Below are 19,289 nucleotides of genomic sequence, written 5' to 3'. Positions count from 1 at the left end.
GATGCCCAGTCCGACCACCGCCGCTCGGCGCAATTCCCGTCCTGCCGGCGTGCCGAGTCCGGTCGCGATGTTCTTTCAGGGGTTCCTCAAGCATCCGGTGATGGTCGGTTCGATCATCCCGTCGTCGGACAAATTGATCCGCAAGATGCTCGGCCCGGTCGACTGGAGCACGTGCAAGCTGTTCGTCGAATATGGGCCCGGCGTCGGCACCTTCTGCCGCCCGATCCTCGAGCGGATGGCGCCGGACGCGACGCTGATCGCGATCGACACCAATGCCGACTTCATCCGCTATCTCGATCATACCATCACCGACTCGCGCTTCGTCGCGGTCGAGGGATCGGCGGCGGACGTCGAGCAGATCGTCCGCGACCACGGGCACGACCATGCCGATTACGTGCTGTCCGGCCTGCCCTTCTCGACGCTGCCCGCCGGCGTCGGCCCGGCGATCGGCGCGGCGACGCACCGCGTGATCCGCCCCGGCGGCGCTTTCCTCGTCTATCAATTCTCGCCGAAGGTGAAGGATTTCCTCACCCCGCATTTCGAGCGGATCGATCACGACATGGAATGGTGGAACGTTCCGCCCGCCCAGCTCTATTGGGCATGGAAGGATTGATCGCAAAACGCGACGATCGCGAAATTTAGCAACGTTTTCGGATGTGAATCCGCTTCCCTTTTATCCAGGGTTAAGTTAGCCCGTCCGTTATGGACGCACCCAAGCTCTCGTCTGCCTTGTTCCTGCATGATTCGGCGATCCGTCGCGGCATGGAATTGATGATCTTCGCCCAATCGCGGTTCGTCCGCAGCGCAGACGACAAGCTCGCCGAGATCGGCCTGGGACGGGCGCATCATCGCGCGATGTATTTCATCGGCCGCAAGCCCGATATCACCGTCGGCGAACTGCTCACCCTGCTCGGGGTCACCAAGCAATCGCTCGGCCGGGTGATGAAGGATCTGGTCGATCGCACCCTCGTCCAGATGCGCCATGGCGATCACGACCGTCGCCATCGGCTGCTGCGGCTGACCGACGCCGGCGAGGCGCTCGAACAGGCGCTGTACGAGGAACAGCGCGAGAAGATGGCGCGGGCCTATTCGCACGCCGGCCAGGAGGCGGTGGCGGGCTATTGGTCGGTGCTCGAGGCGCTGATCCCCGAGGCTTCGCGCGTTCATGTCGACGCACTGGGACGCTGAGGGGCGGGATAGCCCTCGCCTTATTCGTCGATGCCGAAATTGAGCCCGCGCGACACGCCGGGATCGACCACCGCGATCATCAGATAGGCGAAGAACTGGCGGATGCGCTGCACCGGGCCGGTATGCGCCTTGTACCATGCCTTGGTGATCGGCTGCGACCGCGCGATCTCGCCCTCGACATAGCTGCGCACATGATCGGCGAAGGCGCGATCCTCGACGCGGAACATCAGCTCCATGTTGATGAACAGGCTGCGCATATCGAAATTGGCCGAGCCGACGTGGACGGCATCGTCGATCACGTACAATTTGGTGTGCAGCTTGGTCGGTTGATATTCGAAGACCTGCACGCCCTTGCGCAGCAGGCCGGCATAGGTGAAGCGCGCCGCGGCGATCGTCGCGGCATTGTCGGACTTGGCGGCGGTGACGATCCGCACCTTCGCCTTGCGCCGCCCCGCCTTGTCGAGCCGGCGCAAGATGGTGGGCGAGGGAGTGAAATAGGCGGCGATGATGTCGATCCGCTTGCCGCGGCGCAGGTCGTCGCGCACCGCCCGCGCCCAGGGCGACAGCCGCCGCGTCGGGCCGCCGATCAGCCACCGCGTCAACCCGCGCGTCTCGCTCCACCGCGACAGCGCCCTGTTGAGGTGGCGCACCTTGCCCTTGGGCGCGCGCACCCAATCGTGCAGCGCGTCGAAATAACCGGCGAGCCGCCCCGCCGCCGGCCCCTCGACCAGCAGGCCGAGGTCGCGCCACGCTTCCTCGGCGGGGGTGCCGAAATAATCGTCCTCGACGTTGAAGCCGCCGATGATGATCCGCTGGGCGTCGCTGCCCGCGTCGGCGAGCGCGAGCTTCTGGTGGTTGCGCAGCAGATAGCGGCGGCCGAAGCGCGGCGAGAAGCGGCACACCGATACGCCCGCCGCGCGCAGCGGCGCGTAGAAGGCGTCGTCGGTCTCGCTGCCGAAGCCATCGACGATCAGCGCGGTGGCGACGCCGCGATCCGCCGCGGCGATCAGCGCGGCATTGACGCGCCGGCCGGTCTCGTCGTCGGCGTAGATATAATAGAGGATGCGCAGATCGGTCTGCGCGCCGTCGATCAGCGCGAGCAAGGCGTCGAGCCGTCGCGGCCCGGTGTCGAGCAGCGTCAGCCGGTTGCCGTCGACGGTGAACGTCGGTTGGGGGGCGGGGGCGGCCATCGCCCGTCTGTGGCGATTGCGCCGCCGCCGCACAAGCGCGCCCGCGCATTTCTTGACTTTGCGGGCACAGGCGCCTAGTCCCCCGCCTTCACTGCATCGGTATTTGCGAAGGAAAGCGTCCATGGCGCGCGTCACTGTCGAGGATTGCGTCGACAAGATCCCCAACCGCTTCGATCTGGTCCTGTTCGCCGCACAGCGTGCGCGACAGATTTCGGGCGGCGCAGAACTGCTGCTCGATCGCGATCGCGACAAGAATCCGGTCGTCGCGCTGCGCGAGATCGCCGACGAGCTGGTCCGCCCGGACAATCTCGAAGAGGCGGTGATCAACAGCCTGCAGCGCGTCCAGATCGACGACGACGATGAGGTCGATGCGGTCGGCTCGCTGTCGGCCTCGGCCGAGGCGCTCCGCCTGACCGCCGCCGCGCCGCCGCGGAACCAGAATCTGGGTGCCGATTACGACGGGTGAGGGATCGGCCGACGGATTAGCCTGGCTAGTCCGCGCCTCGGCCAGCGGGCGCTAGCGCGACTGACGACGTGGCTTTGCCGCGTCGTTTGCGTTTGGGGGGATGCCTACCCCCCTTGTCATCCCCGCGCAGGCGGGGATCCATAAACGCTGACGCTCGTGACAAGAGCCGCGACATCCGCGCGTATGCATCCCCGCCTGCGCGGGGGTGACGAGGGTAGGGGTGGGACGACGTCTCGGCCCCCGCCGCGGCAAAGCCGCGTCGTCAGTCGTCGCGTGCCGCGACGCTGGCCGGGGCAGGTCCGCGACGCGGACTAGCTGCGCTACTCCGCTGACCTGCCCTTGAACCCCTGCGCCACGACGAACCATTCCACCGAGCCCTTGCGGCTCGACGGCGGCTTGGCGTGCTTCACCGTTGCGAAATTGCGCTTCATCTCGGCGACGAGCTGCTGGTCGGCGCCGCCGGCGAACACTTTCGACACGAACGTGCCGCCCTTCTCGAGCACCTCGACCGCGAACGCCAGGGCGGTCTCGACCAGCGCCATGGTGCGCAGCGCATCGGTCTGCGGATGGCCGACGGTGTTCGCCGCCATGTCCGACAGCACCAGATCGGGCGCGCCGCCCAGCGCCTCGATCAATTTGCCCGGCGCGGCATCGTCCATGAAGTCCATCTCGAAGATCGTCACGCCGTCGATCGGATCGACCGGCAGCAGGTCGATGCCGACCACCGCCGCCTTGGGCAGGCGACGCTTGATGACCTGGCTCCAGCCGCCCGGCGCGATGCCGAGATCGACGACGCGTTTCGAGCCGCGGATGATGCCGAACCGCTCGTCGAGTTCGATCAGCTTGTAGGCGGCGCGGCTGCGATAGCCCTCCGCGCGCGCGCGCTTGACGTAGGGATCGTTGAGCTGGCGTTCGAGCCAGCGCGTCGATTGCGCGGTGCGGCCGCGCGCCGTCTTGACCCGCGTGCGCAGGCCGCCACCATCACGGCTCACGCGATATTCCTCTTCACGGTCGGGGACTCCCCATCAGGCGTCGCAAAATGCCCTCGCGGATGCCGCGATCGGCGATACCCAGCCGTTCGGCGGGCCAGAGGTCGAGGATCGTCTCGAGGATCGCGCAGCCGGCGACGACCAGATCGGCGCGCTCCGAGCCGATGCAGGCGAGCTGCGCGCGCTCGCGCACCGATTTGCGCGCGAGGTCGGCACTGATCCGCCGCATCGCATCGGCGGGCACGATCAGCCCGTCGACTTGCGCGCGGTCGTAATGGCTGAGCCCGAGATGGACGCTGCCGAGCGTCGTCACCGTGCCGCTGGTGCCGAGCAGGCGCGGCCGCGCCACCTCCCTGGGCAGGCGCGCGGCGAAACCGGCGAAGCTCTCCGCGACAATGCCGCGCATCCGCGCATAGGCCGCGAGCCGGCCGCTCTCACCCTCGCCGCCGCCGGCATGTTCGGTCAGCGACACCACGCCCCAGGGCGCCGAATGCCAGTCGAGCACGCGCGGCATCGCGCCGGGTCTGGTGTCGATCAGCACCAGCTCGGTCGAGCCGCCGCCGATGTCGAAGATCAGCGCGGGGTCGTCGCCCGGCTCGATCAGCGCATGGCAGCCGAGCACGGCGAGTCGCGCTTCCTCCTCGGCGGAGATGATGTCGAGATGGATGCCGGTCTCGGCATAGGCGCGCGCGATGAAGTCGGTACCGTTGGCGGCGCGGCGGCACGCTTCCGTCGCCACCGAGCGGGCGAGCGTGACGTTGCGGCGCTTCAATTTGTCGGCGCAGACGCGCAGCGCCGCGATGGTGCGCTCGATCGCGGTGTCGCTGAGCCGTCCGGTCGCGGCGAGACCTTCGCCGAGTCGCACGATGCGCGAGAAGGCATCGACCACCGCGAAACCGTCGCCCTGCGGGCGCGCGATCAGCAGCCGGCAATTGTTGGTGCCGAGGTCCAGCGCGGCGAACGCCTGCGCATCGGACCAGCGGCCGCGTGGCGGCCGGCTCGGCGCCGGACGGGCAGGGGGCTCCTGCCGGTACGGCATTCGGGCGGATCGATCCCCCATAGCCGTGGTGACTTTCTGTTTTCTACTGCCGTCGCGGGACGATACCCGCTCGGTGCTTACCCCCTAGGTAGCGCGGACCGGGGCTTGCGACAAGCGGAGGCGTTTGCCCCGTTGACAGCCCTGCACCTGCCCCCTAAATGCGCCGCCTGCGATTGCCCGATCCTCTAATGGTAAGAGAGCGGACTCTGACTCCGTCAATCAAGGTTCGAGTCCTTGTCGGGCATCCAGTTTTTATCGCCGCATGCGCGATATCCCACCCCCTCTGAACGCTGACGTCGTGCTCGGCATCGACGCCGCCTGGACCGCGACGCGGCCAAGCGGGGTCGCGCTTGCCGTGCGGCAGGCGGGGCGGTGGACGCTGCGCACGGTGGCGCCGTCCTATGACCATTTTCTCGCGCTTGCCGAAGGTGCGCGGCTGACGACGCGGCCTGCGGGGTCGCTGCCGGATGCGGCGGCATTGCTCGCGGCGGCGGCGCGGATCGCAGGGGAGGCCGTGGCGCTGGTCGCGATCGACATGCCGCTGGCACATGCGCCGATCGTAACGCGGCGGCCGTCGGACAATGCGATCGCCCGTGCGTTCGGGGCGTGGCATTGCGCCACGCATTCGCCGAGCGCCGACCGGCCGGGGGCGCTCAGCGACACGCTGCGCGCCGGCTTCGCTGCGGCGGGCTATCCGTTGCGCACAGGTGACGCGAGCGCGGGCGGCCTGATCGAGGTCTATCCGCATCCGGCGCTGGTGCGGCTCGCCGGCGGGACGCGGCGGCTGCCGTACAAGGCGGGCAACAGCGCGAAATACTGGCCCGGTGAGCCGCTCGCGGTGCGGCGCGGGCGGCTGCATGCCGAGTGGCGGCGGATCGCCGCGTTGCTCGCGACGCGCTTCGACGGGCTGGCCGATCAGCTGCCGCCGCTCGGCGATCACCCTGCCGGCGTGGCGGCCAAGGCGCATGAGGATATGCTCGATGCGATCGTCTGCGCCTGGGTCGGCGTCACTGCGCTGGAAGGCGAGGCGGACGCGTTCGGCGACGACGGCTCGGCGATCTGGGTACCGCGGGCGCTGTCGGGAACCGGGGTGGATGCGGCCGGTTGAAGCCGGCATGCCGACCTTCGATCCCCGCTCCACCGCCCTCATCCTCATCGACTTGCAGGACGGCATCGTTGCCGGCGACAAGGGGCCGCACAGCGCGGCGGCGGTCGTCGCCGCCGGCAAGACGCTTGCCGACCGCTTCCGGGCGCAGGGCGCGCCCGTGGTGCTCGTCCACGTCGGCTTCACTGCCGGCGCTATGCCGAGCCTGAACGTCGATCAGCCGCGCCTGCCCGCCGAGGGGACGCCACCGGCGTTCAGCGTGCTGGTCGAGGGGCTGCGGCAGGACGGCGATATCGTCGTGCTCAAGCATCATTGGGGAGCGTTCACCGGCACCGACCTCGACCTGCACCTGCGTCGCCGCGGCGTGGAGACGGTGGTGATCGCCGGGATCGCGACCAATTTCGGCGTCGAATCGACCGCGCGGACGGCGTGGGAATTGTCCTATGACGTGGTGATCGTCGAGGATGCGTGCACCTCGCGCTCCAGCGACCTGCACGACTTCGCGATCCGCCACATCCTGCCGCAGATCGCGCGGGTGGTCAGTGTGGAGACGGTGACGTTGGGGTGAGGGATCAGGTCTCACTTGCCCTTCGACGGGCTCAGGGCGAACGGGAGGAAATCGGGTCCGATCAGGGGCACCCACTTCACCGTTAGCGCTGAGCCTGTCGAAGCGCGGTGGCATTCAGCTCGCTTCGGCGATCAGCTTCGCCGCCGCGGTGCCGTTCCAGTCGTTGCCGCCGTTCCAGCGCCAGACTTCCTTGCCGGCCGAATCGAACAGGATCGTCGTCGGCAGATTCGCGCTCCAACCGGTCGACAGCGCCATCTTGTCGTCGAGATAGGGCGTCAGCGTCGGCGCGCCATGCTCTTTCAGGAACGCCGGCACCTTCGCCGCGGCGCCGGTGTCCTGGCTGATCGCGGCGACACGGATCTTGCCGCTTTTCGCCAGCGCCTCGAGCGTCGGCAGTTCGGCGACGCACGGCCCGCACCAAGTCGCCCAAAGGTTTACGAGCACCGGCTTGCCCTTGAACGCCGCCAGCGTCGTCGGCTTGCCGGCGGCGTCCTTGAACGTGGTGGCGGGCGCGGCCTCGCCCTTGTGGCTGCGATCGACGCCGATCTGCGCGGTCGCGGCGGCGCCCGTCGCCTCGTCGGGCGAGGCGCCGGTCACGTTTGCTTGCGCGTTCGCTTGCTCGGGGGGCGGGCTTTGCCTATCGCAGCCCGCGGCGGTGAGCGCCAGGAGACAGACGATCGCGACGCGCGCGGAAGAGGCCAAGAGCATGAGCGGTTCCAATTCGATGTGGGGCGGCAGGTTCGCCGAGGGCCCGGCGGCGGTGATGCGTGAGATTAACGCATCGATCCCGTTCGACAAGCGGATGTGGCGACAGGATATCGCCGGATCGAAGGCGCATGTCGCGATGCTCGCGCAACAGGGCATCGTCTCGGCCGCGGATGCCGCGACGATCGACGCCGGTCTCGACGTCGTCGCCGCCGATTATGCGGCGAACGGCGTGCCGGAGGATCTGGCGCTCGAAGACATCCATATGCTGACCGAGGCGAAGCTGGCGGAGGGCATCGGCCCGGTCGCCGGCCGGCTGCACACCGCACGCTCGCGCAACGACCAGGTCGCGACCGATTTCCGTCTGTGGGTGCGCGATGCGATCGACCAGGTGCTCGCTGCGCTCGACGCGCTGACGCAGGCGCTGCTGACGCGGGCGGAGGAACATGCCGATGCGGTGATGCCCGGCTTCACCCATCTGCAATCGGCGCAGCCGGTGACGCTCGGCCATCATCTGATGGCCTATGTCGAGATGGTCGCGCGCGACGTGTCGCGCTTCCGCGACGCGCGGGCGCGGATGAACCTGTGTCCCTTGGGCTCGGCGGCGCTGGCGGGAACGAGCTTCCCCCTCGACCGGCAGATGACTGCGGCGGCGCTGGGCTTCGACGGGCCGACGCGCAACAGCCTCGATGCGGTCAGCGACCGCGACTTCGCGATCGACTATCTGACCGCGGCGACCCAGACCGCGCTGCACCTGTCGCGGCTCGCCGAGGAATTCGTGCTGTGGGCGTCGCAGCCGTTCGGCTTCGTCGCTTTGTCCGATCAATGGTCGACCGGCAGCTCGATCATGCCGCAGAAGCGCAATCCCGACGCCGCCGAGCTGGTGCGCGGCCATGCCGGGCGCATCCTTGGCTGCCAGACCGCGCTGATGGTGACGATGAAGGGCCTGCCGCTCGCCTATTCGAAGGACATGCAGGACGACAAGCCGCCGGTGTTCGAGGCGCACGACCTGCTCGGCCTGTCGATCGCGGCGATGACCGGGATGATCGAGAGCGCGACCTTCCGCACCGACCGGATGCGCGGGCTCGCCGAAAGCGGCTTCGCCACCGCGACCGATTTCGCCGACTGGCTGGTGCGCGAGGCGGGGCTGCCGTTCCGCGAGGCGCATCACGTTACCGGCCGCGCGGTGAAACGCGCCGAGGAACTGGGCGTGCGGCTCGACGAACTGCCCTATGCCGAATTCGTGGGCATCGACGCGCGGGTCAACGAGAGCCTGTACGACGTGCTGTCAGTCGATGCCTCGGTCGCCAGCCGGACCAGCTTCGGCGGCACCGCGCCCGCCAACGTGCGCGCCGCGATCGCGGCTGCGCGGGAGAGCCTGTCATGACGCGCCTGATCCCTCTCGCACTGGTGCTGGCGCTTGCCGGCTGCGGTGCCGCCAAACAATTGCAGCCGGCACCGGGCGCGTCGTTGCCGCCCGCACCATATGGCGCCAAGGCGACGCCGACCCCGGCGCAACTGCTCACCCCGACGACGCAGCAGCGGCCGCAGCGCAGCGACGAGTTGCTCAGCAATTCCGAACAGCGGCGCAGCGACGATTTCGACCTGCCCCCCAATTGATCCAGGCCCGATGAACCATTTCGATTACCGCGACGGCATCCTCCATTGCGAGGACGTGCCGTTGACCCGCATCGCCGACGAGGTCGGCACGCCGGTCTACGTCTATTCCACCGCGACCTTCCGCCGCCATGCGCAGGTGTTCCGCGACGGGCTGAAGGACCTCGGCCGCGTCCATCTCGCTTATGCGATCAAGGCCAATCCCAACGTCGCGGTGCTGCGCGTCCTCGCCGAGGAAGGCTATGGCGCCGACGTCGTTTCGGGCGGCGAGATGGCGCGTGCGCTGGCGGCGGGCATTCCGGCGGCGGACATCGTCTTCTCGGGCGTCGGCAAGACCCGCGCCGAACTGTCGCGCGGGCTCGACGAGGGCATCGGCCAGTTCAACCTCGAGCTGGAGGAAGAGGGCGCCGTCCTCGCGCAGATCGCCCATGCCAAGGGCAGGCGCGCGCCCGCAGTGCTCCGCGTCAATCCCGATGTCGACGCCGGCACGCACGCCAAGATCTCGACCGGGCGCGCCGAGAACAAGTTCGGCGTGCCGATCGACCAGGCGCCGGCGATGTTCGACCGGCTCGCGCCGCTGGACGGCCTCGACCTTCGCGGTGTCGCCTGCCACATCGGCAGCCAGCTCGCCGATCTCTCGCGGCTGGAGGAGGCGTATCGCCGGATCGGGCAGCTCGTCGCCGATCTGCGCGCCGCCGGCCACACGATCACGCGTGTCGATCTCGGCGGCGGGCTGGGCGTGCCGTACAAGGCGGGCGACGTGCTGCCGAGCCCGGCCGATTACGGCGCGATGGTCGCGCGCGTCACCGAAGGCTGGGACGTCGAACTGATGTTCGAGCCCGGCCGCGTCATCGCCGGCAATGCGGGCGTGCTGCTGACCGAGGTGATCTGGGTCAAGCCGGGCGTCACCAACCCCTATGTCATCGTCGATGCGGCGATGAACGACCTCGCCCGCCCGGCGCTCTACGACGCCTGGCACGATTTCGACGCGGTCGCACCGAGCGGCGAGCGGATGACCGCGAATATCGCCGGCCCCGTCTGCGAGAGCGGCGACACCTTCGCGATGGGCCGCGACATCGACGCGGTGAAGAGCGGCGACCTCGCCGTGTTCCGCACCGCCGGCGCCTATGGCGCGACGATGGCCTCGACCTACAACAGCCGCGCGCTGGTGCCCGAAGTGCTGGTCGACGGCGACCGGTTCGCGGTGGTCGCCGACCGCATCGCCGCGGAGACGATCCTCGCCGCCGAGCGCGTGCCCGAATGGCTGACGCCGGGGCGCGCGGCGCGGTGACGCTGCACAGCCTGCCGCTGTTCGTGCGGCTGGCGGGCCGCCCGGTGATCCTGCTCGGCAGCGGCGAGCCCGCCGACGCCAAGCGCCGGCTGCTCGAACGCGCCGGTGCGGTGATCGTCGGCGAGGAGGCCGCGGCGGCGCTGGCCATCGTCGCGATCGAGGACGAGGACGCGGCGCTGGCGGCGGTGACGCGGCTCAAGGCGCGCGGGCTGCTGGTCAACGCGGTCGATCGGCCGGAGCATTGCGACTTCACCACGCCGGCGATCGTCGATCGTGCGCCGGTACTGGTCGCGATCGGCACCGGCGGCGTGTCGGCAGGGCTAGCCGCGGCGCTGCGCCAGCGGCTCGAGGCGCTGTTGCCCGCCGGCCTCGGCGCACTGGCGGAGCGGCTGCAGGCGGCACGGCCCGCACTGCGCCGGCGCTATCCCGATGGCGGCGAGCGGCGCCGGGCGCTGGGCGCAGCGATGGCGGCGGGCGGCGCGCTCGATCCGCTGGCCGGGGAGGGCGACGTCGCGCGCTGGCTTGCCGCCGACCAGCCACGGCCGACCGGACACGTCCGGGTCGTGCTGACCTCCGCCGATCCCGACGACCTGACCCTGCGGCAGGCACGCGCGCTCGCCAATGCCGATCGCTTGCTCCACCATCCCGGCGTGCCGGCGGCGATCCTCGACCGTGCGCGCGCCGATGCGGCACGGCAGCCGTGGACGCCCGGACTCGCGGTGTCGGACGGCCTCACCGTCGAACTGGCGATGGCATGAGCGGGTTCGGCTATCGCATCACCGACGGCAAGGTCGAGCGGGTCGCGGTCAAGGCGGCGCTGTCCTGCACCGCCGACTTCGTCTGGGTGCATCTGACCAGCAACGAGGCGGAGGCGCAGGCGTGGTTGCGCGATCAGGCGGGGCTCGACGATTATGTCGTCGATGCGCTCACCGCGAGCGAGACGCGGCCGCGCTGCGAGGCGTTCGCCAATGGCGCCTTGCTCAACCTGCGCGGCCGCTCGACCGAGGAGGTCACCTCCGGCGACGCGCTCGCCTCGGTCCGGATCTGGGCGATCAAGGGCCGGGTCTATTCGGTGACGCGGCGTGCGCTGATCGGCATCGCCGAGGTAGAGAAGGAGGTCGAGGCCGGCGAGATCGTCGATCCCGGCGACTTCATCGCCGCGGTGTCGACCGCGATCACCAGCGATCTCGACCCGCATGTCGCCGATCTCGGGGACGAACTCGACGATTGCGAGGAGCGGCTCGACGCGAACCGCGTCTTCGACCTGCGCCGCACCGTCACCCGCGTCCGCGTCGCCGCGATCGGCTATCGCCGCTTCCTCAGCCCCCAGCGCGCCGCGCTGGAGAAGCTGGCGACGCTGCCCGGCGCATGGCTGGCGGAGGACGATCGCCGCCATCTCGCCGCCGCGGCGGATCGTGCGGCGCGCATGGCCGAGGAACTCGAAGCGATCCGCGAACGCGCCTCGCTGATGCACGAGGCGCTCACCGACCTCAGGAGCGAACAGATCGACGGCCGCTCGCTGGTCATCTCGATCATCGCGATGATCTTCCTGCCGCTGACCTTCATCACCGGCGTCTACGGCATGAACGTCGCCGATCTGCCCTATGCGCAAAAGCCTTGGGCGTTCGACGCGATCATGGGCCTGTGCGCGGCGATCGCGGTGCTGGTGCTCGGCTATTTCACGCGCAAGCACTGGTTCCAGAAGTAACCGCCAGACTCCATCGCTGTAGGATGGTTTGGTGCCGTGTTCCTGCGGAAGCAGCGTGGGTTCAACGGACCGCTGCTATGCAGGAGCGATCCCGAAGGCATGGAAGCCTAAGCCGCGCGGGCGATGCGCCAGGCTTCGGCGATCTCGCTGAGGCTGCTCGCCGCCTCGCGGAACGGGGTGGGGTCGTAGCCGACCGAGGCGTGGATCACCGTCTGGCGGATGCCGGCGTACAGCCGCGCCAGCGTGGTCGACACCTCGCCGCCGCGCTCGAAATCGAGGCCCGATTCGAGCGCGAACAGGATCGCGGTCGCGCGGGTCACGCGCTCGCTCTTGGTGCGCAGCTGGTCGTGCTCGACCGCCCAGGCCGCGGCACGCAGCGCCGAGACGAGTTCCTCGTAGAGCAACTGGACGAGACCGGCGCCATGCGCCTCGGCGGTGCGGCCGACGACGTCGATCTGGCGATAGGTGGCATAGGGGTCGCCCCGAAGTGCGGTTGCGTAGGCCATCAGTTGCTCTTGTTCCACGCGGCGATCTGGTTGGTCATGAAGGTCTGCGTCGCCTTGTAGGCGGCGACCTTGCTGTTCATCGTCGAGAATTGCTGGGTCAGCCGCGTCGACATCGCGTCCGACTGGGTCGTGATCTTGGCCTGCGCATCGGTCAGGTCGGTCTGCGCCTTGGTGTAGCGCGACATCGACGCACCAAGCCCGGTGATGCTGCTCGACGCGGCGAGCGAGATGCCGCTGATCGTGCTCGACAGGCCGAGCGCATTGCCAGACGTGGTCGCGAACATCGCCTCGACCTCGTCGGGATAAGCGGCGAGCACCTTGTTGAGCGTCGCGGTGTTGACGCTCAGCGTGCCGTCGCGATTGGTCGCGACGCCGAGTTGCGCCAGCGTCGTCGGCGCACCGCTGGTGCCGGTGGAGACCAGCGACTTGGTGGTGAGCGTCTGCAACGACCGCAGCAGCGTCTTGGCGGCGGTATCCGACTTGAGGTCGCCGGTGCCCGTATCGGTCAGGCTCTTGGCGCTCGCATAGACCTGATTGTAGGTGTCGACCAGATCGCTGACCGCCTGCGTCAGCGCGCTGGTCGGCCGGCTGCTGGTCAGCGACACCGGGCCGCTGGTCACTGCGTTCAGTTGCAGCTTCACGCCCGTGACGAGATCGGTGATCGTGTTGCTGCTGCGCTCGACCGAGACGCCGTCGACGGTCAGCTGCGCATTGGCGGCGGTGCCGGTGAGCGTCGTCTTGGTCGCGCCGGTGCCGTAACCGACGTTGAAGTCGGCGAGCTTGCTGCTCGAATCGTCGGCCTGCAACGTGAAGGCCTGCGTCGCGCCGGTGGTTCCCTTGAGCGACAGCACCGCCTTGCCGTCCTGATCGGTGATGACGCTGGCGGTGACGCCGGCCTTGGCGGCGTTGATCGCGCTGGCGATGCCGTCGAGGCTGCCGTCGGTGACGTTGATCGACACCGACGAGCCCGAATTGGCGGTGAAGCCGGTCATCGACGTGCCGTCGCTGCTATAGGTGGCGGTGCCGAGCTTGAGCGTCAGCGTGCCGGTGGCGATCGTCGCGGTCCGGTCGGCGACCGCGGTCGAGCGCGACCCCTGCGCCGCGGCGAGCGCGGTCACGGTGACGCTGGAGGACAGATTGCCGGTTTTGGTGCCGCTGATCGCCGAGACGCCGAGTGCGGTCGGGTTCGAACTGACCGGCTGCGTCTGCAGCGTGCCACCGCCGCTCAACGAGCCGAGCGCGGTCGAGAAATTGGCGATCGTGCTCTTGAGCGTGCTCGCCGCGGAAATCTGGGCGGTGAGCGTGGTGTTCTTGGCGGTGATCGCGGCATTCTTGGCGGCGAATTGCGCCTGTACCAGCGCCGTCACCAGCGAGGCGGTGTCGATGCCCGAGCCGGTGCTGAGCGAGGTCAGAACCTGCTGCGCGGTGTTGCGGGTGACGCCGGCGCTGCTGGTCGCGGTCGTCGACGTGGCCGTCGGTGTGGGCGTGCTCGTCGTGGCAGTGGTCGTGGTCATCGTCGAACTCCGCGCGCTTCATTCCTCTAAACGGCCGTGGGGCGGCACAATTTAGGGCGTTTTCCTGGTAATCTTGATGCCGTGCTCGTCGAACCGCGCGCCCTCGGGCACGTCGATCGGCGGCTGGACGACGCCGCCCGCCGCGGCGTTGACGTTGAAGACGAAGGCGAGGACGGTGGCGATCGCCACGTACAGATCGTCGCGCACCTCCTGGCCCTCGCGGCTGGTGTAATAGACCGCGCGGGCGAGCATCGGATATTCGAGCACCGGCACGCGCATCTCGCCCGCCGCCTCGCGAATCGCCAGCGCAGTGGCACCGCGGCCCTTGGCGACGACCACCGGCACCTGGTCCTGGCCACGATCGTAGCGCAGCGCGACGGCGAAATGCGTCGGGTTGGTGAGCACGACATGCGCCTCTGCCACCGCCTTGCGGACGCCGCCGGTCGCCATCGCGCGCTGCATCGCGCGCTGATGGCCCTTGGCCTCGGGCGAGCCCTCGGTTTCCTTGTGCTCGTCGCGCACTTCCTGTTTGGTCATGCGCAGCTTGCTGAGCAATTGCATGATCTGCACCGGCACGTCGAACAGCGCGATCGCGAACAGCCCCGCCGCCATCGCGATCATGATGCCGATGAAGGTGCCGCCCAGCTCGGTGATCGCGTCGCCCAGGCTCGACGAGGTGAGGCCCAGCGTCGCGCGGCTCGACTTCCACAGCATATAGCCGCCGATCACGCCGAGCAGCACGACCTTGAGCAGCGACTTGCCGAGTTCGATCCACCCCTGCGGCCCGAGGATGCGCTTGAGCCCGGACGCGGGGTTGATGCGATTGCCCTTGAAGGCGATCAGCTTGTTGTTCCAGGTCAGCGAGCCGAGGCCCGCCGAGCTGACGATCGTCGCAATCACGCTGACCGCGAAGAGGGTGATGAGCGAGGGCAGCAGCTTGAGCCCCGCTTCCTGCAACGGCCGCCACGGCGAGAAATCCTCGACGTCGGCGCGGTCGAACTGGAAGCTCGCCGCCATCACCGCCTTGCACGCCGCAAGCAGCGAGGGGCCGGCGAAGATCAGCCAGGCGACGCCGGCCATCACCACCAGCGCGGTGGCGAAGTCCTTCGACTTGAGGATATTGCCGTCTTCCGCCGCCTTCTGCTTGCGCTTGGGTGTCGGGGCTTCCGTCTTGTCGCCACCCTCCGACATCAGCCGGTCACCAGCGCCTGCGTCGCGGCGAGGCCCTCGCGGACGATGACGAGCATATAGTCGCCCATCGCCGGAAAGGCGACGGCGAGCGCGATCACGCCGACCGCGAGGCTGGCTGGCATGCCGACCGAGAAGAGGTTGAGCGCGGGCGCGGCGCGGCTGACCATGCCGACGATGATGTTGAGGCAGAGCAGCAGGAAGCCGACCGGCAGCGCCAGCAGCAGCCCGGCGAGGAAGGCATAGCCGCCGAAGAAGGCGATCTGCTTGAGTCGATCGGGCGCGATCCAGGTGCCGGGCGGCATCGTCTCGTAGCTTTTCACCAGCAATTCGACGAGAACGAGATGGCCGTCGACCGACAGGAACAGCAGGGTCAGCATCACGCTGAAGAACTGGCCGAGCGCGGGCGTGGACCGGCCGTTCTGCGGATCGATCGACGAGGCGAAGCCGATCCCCATCGACCCGCCGATGATCTCCGACGCGATCATCGGCGCGGCGAAGGCGATCTGGAGGATGAAGCCGATCGCCGAGCCGACCAGCGCCTCGGCGAAGATCGCGAGGAAGGTCGCGACCGCGAAGATCTGCGCGGGCGGCACGATCGGATGGACGTTGAGCACGAAGATGCCGATCGCGCCGGACAGGCCGACGCGCACCGGCAGGGGGATCGCCACCGCGCCGAACACCGGCGCGACGATGAACGCCGCGCCGATCCGCACCATGACGAAGATCAGCGCCCAGAGCTTGGGCTCGATCGCGAGGCCGAAGCCGAGCATGGGTCTACTTCACCAGGTCCGGGATGCGCTCGAACATGCCGACGGTGAAATCGGTGAGCAGGCCGAGGATCAGGCTGCCGAAGATCATGATCGAGAAGGCGACGACGACGAGCTTGGGGACGAAGCTCAGCGTCTGTTCGTTGATCGACGTTGCCGCCTGGATCATGCCGAGGATCAGGCCGGCGAGCAGCGCCGGGATCAGGATCGGCGCGCTGGCCAGCGCCAGCACCCACATCGTCTGGTTGGCGACGGTGAGGAAATAATCAGCGTCCATTGGGAAATCCCGAAGCGACGGTGGCGACATCCGCACCGTTCGTGCTGAGCCTGTCGAAGCACCCGTGTCCCATGTCCCCTTCGACGCCGCCTGCGGCGTCGCTCAGGACAGGCTTCGACAGGCTCAGGGCGACCGGGCGGGGGTGGATGGGCGCGGTCATGTCGCGAACGAATTGGCGAGGCTGCCCATGGTCAGTGCCCAGCCGTCGACCAGCACGAACAGCAGCAATTTGAACGGCAGCGAGATGATCGTCGGCGACAGCATCGCCATGCCGAGCGCCATCAGCACCGTCGCGACGACGAGATCGATGACGATGAACGGCAGGAACATCAGGAAGCCGATCTGGAAGGCGGTCTTGAGCTCGGAGGTGACGAAGGCGGGCAGCAGCACGGCGAAGGGAATGTCGGTGGGCGCGGCATAGGGGCCGGACTTCGCCATGTCGGCGAACATCGTCACGTCCTTGATCCGCGTTTGCTTGACCATGAAGGCGTGGAGCGGCGCGCCGGCGCGCTCGATCATCTGCGTGCCGGCGAGCTGGCCGGCGGCATAGGGCTGGATCGCCTGCGTGTTCATCTGGCTGATCGTCGGCGCCATGATGAACAGCGACAGGAACAGGGCGAGGCCGATCAGCACCTGATTGGGCGGCGTCTGTTGCAGGCCGAGCGCCTGGCGCAGCACCGCGAGGACGATGACGATGCGGGTGAAGCTGGTCATCATCAGCAGGATGCCGGGCAGGATCGTCAACAGGCCCATGATGATGAGGACCTGGAGCGACAGCGACAGCGGCGCCGACTGCGTACCGCCCGAGGCGGCGCCCGAACTCAATTGCCCCAGCGCGCGGTCGACCGCGTCGCCGACGCCGGGCGCCGGCGCGGCGGGCGTGGCTTGCGCGAAGGCGGGCATCGCGATCAGCAGCGCGAGTGCGATCGCTAGGATCGCCCACAGCCATTTGTGCGCACGGTCGCGGCCACCCCGGCGCGACGGGCGTGCGGGCCGGATCAGCGCGGGGCCATGGCCGTTGCGGGTGACGGTGATGCTCACTGGTCCACCTTGTCGATCAGCGTGACGCCGCCGCGACCGACCGAGACGAGCAGCCGCTTGCCTTCAAAATCGAGCACCGCGAGCCGCAGGCCCGGCGAGATCATCATCGTTTCCTTGATCGCGATCAGCCGGTTGGGCGCCTTGCCCGGCATCCGCGTCTCGAGCTTGCGCCAGGCGTAGAGACAGCCGATCATCAGCCCGCAGACGAGCGGCAGCAGGATGACGAGCTTGAGGATATAGGACCAGAGCATGGGTCTGCCTTCAGCCGCGCGAGGGAGCGGATTTGTCGGGGGTGACCAGCTCGGTCATCCGCACGCCGAAGCGGTCGCCGACGGTGACGACCTCGCCGCGGCCGATCAGCGTGCCGTTGACGAAGACGTCGAGTAGTTCGTTGGCCTGGCGATCGAGCTCGATCACGCTCGATTCGCCGAGCGCGAGCAATTCGCGCAGCGTGAGCTGGGTGGAGCCGATCTCCACGGTCAGCTTGACGTCGACGTCCTGGAGCAGCCGGAAGTTGGCGGCCACCCCCGCATCGAGCGGGAAGCCGCCGGTCATATCGTTCATGCGTCAGGTCCTTCGTCGTCGAATCGGGCAATGGAGGTAAGGCGGACGGCGGCATGGCCGTTCGAGGTGCCGACGGTGCCCTTGCCGAGGCAGTCGCTGCCGACCATCACCGGCACTTCCGGGCCGAAGCTGATCGGGATCACGTCGCCCGGCTTGAGGTTCATCAGCATCGACAGCGGCACCACCGGCTCGGCGAGCACCGAGCGGATCGGAAAGCGGACGTTCATCGCGGCGCGGGTCAGCGACGTGCGCCAGGCGGGGTCCGCTTCCTGCTTGTCGAGCACCTTGCCGGTCAGCGTCGGCGCATGCGGCTTGAGCGCCGTCACCGGGTAGAGCAGGTCGATGAAGACGGGCTTGTCGTCCCCCGCGGCGAGGCCGAAGCGGGTGACAATCATCGCATCGTCGCTATCGGTGGCGAGCATCGCGGCGTTGATCTCGACGCGCGTCGGGGTGAAGTCCATCCGCGCCAGCGGCTCCCAGGCGGAGCGCAGCGGGCCGGCGATCGCGGCGCCGATCTTGCCGACGATCGCCTCGGCGGCGGGCGAGAATTCGGCCGGCACCACCGCGGGGGCGGCGCCGGTGCCGCCGAAGAACAGGTCGAGCATCTCCAGCACGAAGACGCCGTCGAGCACGCACAGGCCGGTCGCGCCCTGCGGCGACATGATCAGCGGCAGCCACGCGGTCAGCCCGTCGGCCCGCTCCGTGCGATAGTCGCCGAAACGCTGGACGACGAGCGGCTCGGCCCAGGCGCGCACCTCGCGCCGCAGCAACGGCTCGAACACGCCGCGCAACGCCCGCGCGAGCCGCGCGGACAGGTGCTGCAGCGTATGCAGGTCGCCGAACGGATTGAGCTTGGTCTCGCCGAGCCGCGCCGCATGCGCGGCGGGGCGGCGTTCCCTTGCCCGTCGTTCGGAGGTTTCTGCGGCATTAACCATGGGCTCACTGAACAACGAAATTGGTAAAGTAGACGTTACTGATGCCGCCGAATCCTTCTTTTTGTTCGAGAGTCGCGTTGATCGCCTTGGCGATCCGCTGCTGCATCTGCAGCTTGCCGGCGGAGCTGAACACCTGCTCCTCGGGCGTGTCGCCGAGCGTCAGCAGCACCGCCGAGCGGACGGCGATGTCGTTGGTCTTCAGATTCTCGATGACCGTATCGTCATAGGGGGTCGAGACGGCGATGCCGACCTGGATGACGTGCACCGAATCCTGCAGGTTGGAGGTGAATTGCGGGTCCATCGCGTAATAATTGGAGGCATATTTGTCGCCGTCGCCGCCCGACGGCGTGTGCTTGCCGCCGCTCGACGCCGCTTCGCCGCCGCCATGGCCCTCGCCACCTTCGCCGCCCGCGGCGGGGCGCTTCTGTTCGGACTTGGGGATCAGCTTGGGGCCGTGCTCCTCGGGCGCCGCGGCATGGCCGCCGCCGATCAGGCCGCTGCTCGCCGCATAGACGCCGGCGCCGACGCCGCCGCCGACCAGCACGATCAGCGCGATCACCATGATCAGAATCTTCTTCATCCCGCCCTTCTTCTTGGGGGCGTCTTCGGGTTTGTCGCTCATCGTCTC

The 19,289-nt window shown here is 68.6% G+C and carries 24 protein-coding genes and 1 tRNA gene; 11 read left to right on the top strand and 14 right to left on the bottom strand.

Going from position 1 to position 19,289, the window contains the following annotated elements:
* The first annotated feature begins 1 nt into the window (after position 1).
* Together MC45_RS13390 and MC45_RS13385 are read left to right on the top strand one after the other, a co-directional pair.
* Positions 2–613, top strand: a complete 612-nt coding sequence (locus MC45_RS13390; RefSeq protein ID WP_038664070.1) for a class I SAM-dependent methyltransferase — start codon at positions 2–4, stop codon at positions 611–613.
* An 89-nt stretch (positions 614–702) separates the two neighbouring features.
* Positions 703–1,188 carry a MarR family winged helix-turn-helix transcriptional regulator gene (locus tag MC45_RS13385; RefSeq protein WP_038664068.1) on the top strand — a complete coding sequence of 162 codons (486 nt, stop codon included), beginning with the start codon at positions 703–705 and terminating at the stop codon, positions 1,186–1,188.
* Between the two features lie 20 nt (positions 1,189–1,208).
* On the opposite strand, the gene MC45_RS13380 is transcribed toward MC45_RS13385, so the two are convergent.
* Positions 1,209–2,378, bottom strand: coding sequence for a phospholipase D-like domain-containing protein (locus MC45_RS13380; protein ID WP_038664065.1), 1,170 nt, complete (start codon positions 2,376–2,378; stop codon positions 1,209–1,211).
* Between the two features lie 121 nt (positions 2,379–2,499).
* Here MC45_RS13380 and rpoZ point away from each other — a divergent pair, with 121 nt between their 5' ends.
* The gene (gene rpoZ, locus MC45_RS13375) at positions 2,500–2,844 is read left to right on the top strand and encodes a DNA-directed RNA polymerase subunit omega (RefSeq protein ID WP_038664062.1); all 345 of its coding nucleotides are present in this window, start codon (positions 2,500–2,502) and stop codon (positions 2,842–2,844) included.
* 320 nt (positions 2,845–3,164) lie between these two features.
* On the opposite strand, the gene MC45_RS13370 is transcribed toward rpoZ, so the two are convergent.
* Together MC45_RS13370 and MC45_RS13365 are read right to left on the bottom strand one after the other, a co-directional pair.
* Positions 3,165–3,836 carry an RlmE family RNA methyltransferase gene (locus MC45_RS13370; RefSeq protein ID WP_038664060.1) on the bottom strand — a complete coding sequence of 224 codons (672 nt, stop codon included), beginning with the start codon at positions 3,834–3,836 and terminating at the stop codon, positions 3,165–3,167.
* 13 nt (positions 3,837–3,849) lie between these two features.
* Positions 3,850–4,872, bottom strand: a complete 1,023-nt coding sequence (locus MC45_RS13365; protein ID WP_038664057.1) for a Ppx/GppA phosphatase family protein — start codon at positions 4,870–4,872, stop codon at positions 3,850–3,852.
* A 174-nt stretch (positions 4,873–5,046) separates the two neighbouring features.
* Between MC45_RS13365 and MC45_RS13360 the strand changes: the two genes are divergently transcribed.
* From MC45_RS13360 to MC45_RS13350, 3 genes are all read left to right on the top strand, one after another.
* Positions 5,047–5,120: transfer RNA gene (locus MC45_RS13360), tRNA-Gln, on the top strand.
* Positions 5,121–5,170: 50 nt separating this feature from the next.
* Positions 5,171–5,980: a DUF429 domain-containing protein gene (locus MC45_RS13355; RefSeq protein ID WP_245640727.1), complete on the top strand. Its 810-nt coding sequence runs from the start codon at positions 5,171–5,173 to the stop codon at positions 5,978–5,980.
* A gap of 7 nt (positions 5,981–5,987) precedes the next feature.
* On the top strand, positions 5,988–6,545 hold the full coding sequence (locus MC45_RS13350) for an isochorismatase family protein (RefSeq protein ID WP_038667414.1): 558 nt from the start codon (positions 5,988–5,990) through the stop codon (positions 6,543–6,545).
* A 114-nt stretch (positions 6,546–6,659) separates the two neighbouring features.
* On the opposite strand, the gene MC45_RS13345 is transcribed toward MC45_RS13350, so the two are convergent.
* Positions 6,660–7,142: a TlpA family protein disulfide reductase gene (locus MC45_RS13345; protein ID WP_342666984.1), complete on the bottom strand. Its 483-nt coding sequence runs from the start codon at positions 7,140–7,142 to the stop codon at positions 6,660–6,662.
* A gap of 127 nt (positions 7,143–7,269) precedes the next feature.
* Between MC45_RS13345 and argH the strand changes: the two genes are divergently transcribed.
* The 5 genes from argH to MC45_RS13320 are packed head-to-tail and all read left to right on the top strand — an operon-like array spanning position 7,270 to position 11,866.
* The gene (argH, locus tag MC45_RS13340) at positions 7,270–8,637 is read left to right on the top strand and encodes an argininosuccinate lyase (protein WP_081974555.1); all 1,368 of its coding nucleotides are present in this window, start codon (positions 7,270–7,272) and stop codon (positions 8,635–8,637) included.
* Complete coding sequence (locus tag MC45_RS13335) at positions 8,634–8,870, top strand: flagellar basal body L-ring protein FlgH (RefSeq protein ID WP_038664050.1); 237 nt, start codon at positions 8,634–8,636, stop codon at positions 8,868–8,870. The genes argH and MC45_RS13335 overlap by 4 nt, the downstream gene beginning before the upstream one ends.
* A 10-nt stretch (positions 8,871–8,880) precedes the next feature.
* Complete coding sequence (gene lysA, locus MC45_RS13330) at positions 8,881–10,158, top strand: diaminopimelate decarboxylase (protein WP_038664047.1); 1,278 nt, start codon at positions 8,881–8,883, stop codon at positions 10,156–10,158.
* The gene (locus tag MC45_RS13325) at positions 10,155–10,916 is read left to right on the top strand and encodes a precorrin-2 dehydrogenase/sirohydrochlorin ferrochelatase family protein (RefSeq protein WP_038667407.1); all 762 of its coding nucleotides are present in this window, start codon (positions 10,155–10,157) and stop codon (positions 10,914–10,916) included. The genes lysA and MC45_RS13325 overlap by 4 nt, the downstream gene beginning before the upstream one ends.
* Positions 10,913–11,866: a zinc transporter ZntB gene (locus MC45_RS13320; RefSeq protein WP_038664044.1), complete on the top strand. Its 954-nt coding sequence runs from the start codon at positions 10,913–10,915 to the stop codon at positions 11,864–11,866. The genes MC45_RS13325 and MC45_RS13320 overlap by 4 nt, the downstream gene beginning before the upstream one ends.
* A 107-nt stretch (positions 11,867–11,973) precedes the next feature.
* Here MC45_RS13320 and fliS read toward each other — a convergent pair whose 3' ends face one another.
* The 10 genes from fliS to MC45_RS13270 all read right to left on the bottom strand — a co-directional run bounded on the left by fliS (position 11,974) and on the right by MC45_RS13270 (position 19,283).
* Positions 11,974–12,372: a flagellar export chaperone FliS gene (gene fliS / locus MC45_RS13315; RefSeq protein ID WP_038664041.1), complete on the bottom strand. Its 399-nt coding sequence runs from the start codon at positions 12,370–12,372 to the stop codon at positions 11,974–11,976.
* Positions 12,372–13,886, bottom strand: a complete 1,515-nt coding sequence (gene fliD, locus MC45_RS13310; RefSeq protein ID WP_038664038.1) for a flagellar filament capping protein FliD — start codon at positions 13,884–13,886, stop codon at positions 12,372–12,374. The genes fliS and fliD overlap by 1 nt, the downstream gene beginning before the upstream one ends.
* A gap of 51 nt (positions 13,887–13,937) precedes the next feature.
* A complete protein-coding gene (gene flhB / locus MC45_RS13305; protein WP_038664035.1) occupies positions 13,938–15,077 on the bottom strand; it encodes a flagellar type III secretion system protein FlhB in 1,140 nt (379 codons plus the stop codon).
* Complete coding sequence (fliR, locus tag MC45_RS13300; protein ID WP_038664032.1) at positions 15,077–15,847, bottom strand: flagellar biosynthetic protein FliR; 771 nt, start codon at positions 15,845–15,847, stop codon at positions 15,077–15,079. Before fliR ends, flhB begins: the two co-directional genes overlap by 1 nt.
* Before the next feature lie 4 nt (positions 15,848–15,851).
* Positions 15,852–16,121 carry a flagellar biosynthesis protein FliQ gene (fliQ, locus tag MC45_RS13295; protein ID WP_038664029.1) on the bottom strand — a complete coding sequence of 90 codons (270 nt, stop codon included), beginning with the start codon at positions 16,119–16,121 and terminating at the stop codon, positions 15,852–15,854.
* Positions 16,122–16,277: 156 nt separating this feature from the next.
* Positions 16,278–17,162: a flagellar type III secretion system pore protein FliP gene (gene fliP, locus MC45_RS13290; protein ID WP_038664026.1), complete on the bottom strand. Its 885-nt coding sequence runs from the start codon at positions 17,160–17,162 to the stop codon at positions 16,278–16,280.
* Positions 17,159–17,413, bottom strand: coding sequence for a flagellar biosynthetic protein FliO (locus MC45_RS13285; RefSeq protein ID WP_038664023.1), 255 nt, complete (start codon positions 17,411–17,413; stop codon positions 17,159–17,161). The genes fliP and MC45_RS13285 overlap by 4 nt, the downstream gene beginning before the upstream one ends.
* A gap of 10 nt (positions 17,414–17,423) precedes the next feature.
* A complete protein-coding gene (fliN, locus tag MC45_RS13280) occupies positions 17,424–17,726 on the bottom strand; it encodes a flagellar motor switch protein FliN (RefSeq protein WP_038664020.1) in 303 nt (100 codons plus the stop codon).
* Complete coding sequence (locus MC45_RS13275; protein WP_038664017.1) at positions 17,723–18,661, bottom strand: flagellar motor switch protein FliM; 939 nt, start codon at positions 18,659–18,661, stop codon at positions 17,723–17,725. The genes fliN and MC45_RS13275 overlap by 4 nt, the downstream gene beginning before the upstream one ends.
* Before the next feature lie 4 nt (positions 18,662–18,665).
* Positions 18,666–19,283: a flagellar basal body-associated FliL family protein gene (locus tag MC45_RS13270; RefSeq protein WP_038664014.1), complete on the bottom strand. Its 618-nt coding sequence runs from the start codon at positions 19,281–19,283 to the stop codon at positions 18,666–18,668.
* Between the last annotated feature and the right edge of the window lie 6 nt (positions 19,284–19,289).

Origin of the sequence: Sphingomonas taxi (assembly GCF_000764535.1) — a bacterium.
Classification (GTDB): Bacteria; Pseudomonadota; Alphaproteobacteria; order Sphingomonadales; family Sphingomonadaceae; genus Sphingomonas; species Sphingomonas taxi.
This window is presented reverse-complemented; position numbering and strand designations above follow the sequence as displayed.

Excerpts from the sequence above, each read along its gene's own strand:
- MC45_RS13270 (WP_038664014.1), bottom strand. The coding sequence starts at position 19,283 with ATGAGCGACAAACCCGAAGACGCCCCCAAGAAGAAGGGCGGGATGAAG.
- MC45_RS13320 (WP_038664044.1), top strand. The coding sequence starts at position 10,913 with ATGAGCGGGTTCGGCTATCGCATCACCGACGGCAAGGTCGAGCGGGTC.
- MC45_RS13285 (WP_038664023.1), bottom strand. The coding sequence starts at position 17,413 with ATGCTCTGGTCCTATATCCTCAAGCTCGTCATCCTGCTGCCGCTCGTC.
- lysA (WP_038664047.1), top strand. The coding sequence starts at position 8,881 with ATGAACCATTTCGATTACCGCGACGGCATCCTCCATTGCGAGGACGTG.
- fliN (WP_038664020.1), bottom strand. The coding sequence starts at position 17,726 with ATGAACGATATGACCGGCGGCTTCCCGCTCGATGCGGGGGTGGCCGCC.
- MC45_RS13335 (WP_038664050.1), top strand. The coding sequence starts at position 8,634 with ATGACGCGCCTGATCCCTCTCGCACTGGTGCTGGCGCTTGCCGGCTGC.
- fliQ (WP_038664029.1), bottom strand. The coding sequence starts at position 16,121 with ATGGACGCTGATTATTTCCTCACCGTCGCCAACCAGACGATGTGGGTG.
- MC45_RS13275 (WP_038664017.1), bottom strand. The coding sequence starts at position 18,661 with ATGGTTAATGCCGCAGAAACCTCCGAACGACGGGCAAGGGAACGCCGC.
- MC45_RS13385 (WP_038664068.1), top strand. The coding sequence starts at position 703 with ATGGACGCACCCAAGCTCTCGTCTGCCTTGTTCCTGCATGATTCGGCG.
- fliD (WP_038664038.1), bottom strand. The coding sequence starts at position 13,886 with ATGACCACGACCACTGCCACGACGAGCACGCCCACACCGACGGCCACG.
- MC45_RS13390 (WP_038664070.1), top strand. The coding sequence starts at position 2 with ATGCCCAGTCCGACCACCGCCGCTCGGCGCAATTCCCGTCCTGCCGGC.
- MC45_RS13350 (WP_038667414.1), top strand. The coding sequence starts at position 5,988 with ATGCCGACCTTCGATCCCCGCTCCACCGCCCTCATCCTCATCGACTTG.
- MC45_RS13365 (WP_038664057.1), bottom strand. The coding sequence starts at position 4,872 with ATGCCGTACCGGCAGGAGCCCCCTGCCCGTCCGGCGCCGAGCCGGCCG.
- fliR (WP_038664032.1), bottom strand. The coding sequence starts at position 15,847 with ATGCTCGGCTTCGGCCTCGCGATCGAGCCCAAGCTCTGGGCGCTGATC.
- argH (WP_081974555.1), top strand. The coding sequence starts at position 7,270 with ATGTGGGGCGGCAGGTTCGCCGAGGGCCCGGCGGCGGTGATGCGTGAG.
- rpoZ (WP_038664062.1), top strand. The coding sequence starts at position 2,500 with ATGGCGCGCGTCACTGTCGAGGATTGCGTCGACAAGATCCCCAACCGC.
- MC45_RS13380 (WP_038664065.1), bottom strand. The coding sequence starts at position 2,378 with ATGGCCGCCCCCGCCCCCCAACCGACGTTCACCGTCGACGGCAACCGG.
- flhB (WP_038664035.1), bottom strand. The coding sequence starts at position 15,077 with ATGTCGGAGGGTGGCGACAAGACGGAAGCCCCGACACCCAAGCGCAAG.
- fliS (WP_038664041.1), bottom strand. The coding sequence starts at position 12,372 with ATGGCCTACGCAACCGCACTTCGGGGCGACCCCTATGCCACCTATCGC.